2 protein-coding genes are annotated in these 1,299 nt (G+C 69.6%); both read right to left on the bottom strand.

Going from position 1 to position 1,299, the window contains the following annotated elements:
• The coding region (locus CCN56_RS37025) for a cyclic nucleotide-binding domain-containing protein (RefSeq protein WP_143664748.1) at positions 1-713 on the bottom strand (713 nt) is incomplete at its 3' end.
• 373 nt (positions 714-1,086) lie between these two features.
• On the bottom strand, positions 1,087-1,299 hold a 213-nt coding region (locus tag CCN56_RS37020; RefSeq protein WP_143664747.1), incomplete at its 5' end, for a GNAT family N-acetyltransferase.

The following is a 1,299-nucleotide window of genomic DNA, read 5'->3' as shown; positions in this document are numbered from 1 at the left end:
AACAAGTACGGCGAGGCCGACATCGCGATCTCGGCCTCGCCGTACTTGTTCTGCCGCTGGTCGGGCAGCGAGCTGAACTCCCGGATGTGGGACTGGAGGCTCGGCGCCGAGTTGAGGATGTTCGCGAAGTCGGCGCGGGAGAGCGTGAGCAGGGTGCCGGAGGTCTCGGCCGTCGCGGTGTAATCCCAGCCGGCGTCGCCGTCGAGGAGGGCGTTCTCGCCGAAGCGGTCGCCGTCGGCGAGCGTGGCGACCGCGACCTCGTCGCCGTACTTGCCGACGGAGGTCTGGCTGACGCGGCCGTGGGCGATCAGGTGGATCTGGTCGGCGGGCGCCCCGCGCTGGACGAGCACCTCACCGGCGCTGAAGTCGCGCTGGACGCAGCGGTCGGCGAGCGCGTTGAGCACGTCGACGTCCTCGAAGCCGCGCAGCAGGGCGAGTTCGCCGAGTTCGCGGGGGATGACGCGGACGCGGGAGCCGTCCTGGACGAACTCGATGCGTCCGTCACCGACGGTGTAGCTCAGCCGGCGGTTCACCCGGTAGGCGCCGCCCTTCGTCTCCACCCAGGGGAGCATCCGCAGCAGCCAGCGGGAGCTGATCTCCTGCATCTGCGGGGCGGACTTGGTCGTGGTGGCGAGGTTGCGGGCGGCCGCGGTGCTCAGGCTGGACTGCTGGGGCGGTCCCGTCTGTACGTCCGGGCGGTCGTCAACGGTCATCGGGCGAGCTCTCCTTCGCGGGGGCGGCCCTCGGCGCACGGGCGCGCCGAAAACCGGTGAAAGAAGATAAAGGGGGGCGAAGATCCGGGAATCCGTCCGGATCTCGGGGAACAGTAACGGCCGCCGAGCCCGCCTCGCTCGATGAGTCCGAGAGCATTACCTCCTTGTGGTGATCTTGCTTGAAGCAATGTTTAAGTCGGTGACCAGCGAGTTTCCGGCCAACCGGTCGGGAGTCGGCCAGCGACGCGCGGAGGACCCGTCCGTTCGGTCGCCCGTTCGGCCCCCGGCTCAGGGGGGCCTGCGGGCCCGGTCGCGCGCAACTCGCCCGTTCGGATGAAGCGTTCGCCTCTGCGTGCGTCGTGTTGACCGGGTGTCAGCGCTTCAGCTGTCCGTCCAGCCACTGGAGGACCTCGGGGGTCACCGGGTCGGTGATGTCGGCGAACTCCTCGTGCTTCTTGAGGAACTTCGCGACGTAGGGGCAGACGGGGACTATCCGCATCCCGGAGGCGCGGACGTCGGTGAGGGCCTGCTCGACGAGGATCGCGGCCAGCCCCTGGCCCGCGTAGGCCTCGTCGAGCAGGCCCTC

The organism is Streptomyces sp. NRRL B-24572 (genome assembly GCF_002156145.1).
Lineage (GTDB): Bacteria > Actinomycetota > Actinomycetes > Streptomycetales > Streptomycetaceae > Streptomyces > Streptomyces vietnamensis.
Note: the sequence above shows the minus strand (reverse complement) of the source record. Positions and strands in the feature narration are given on the sequence as shown.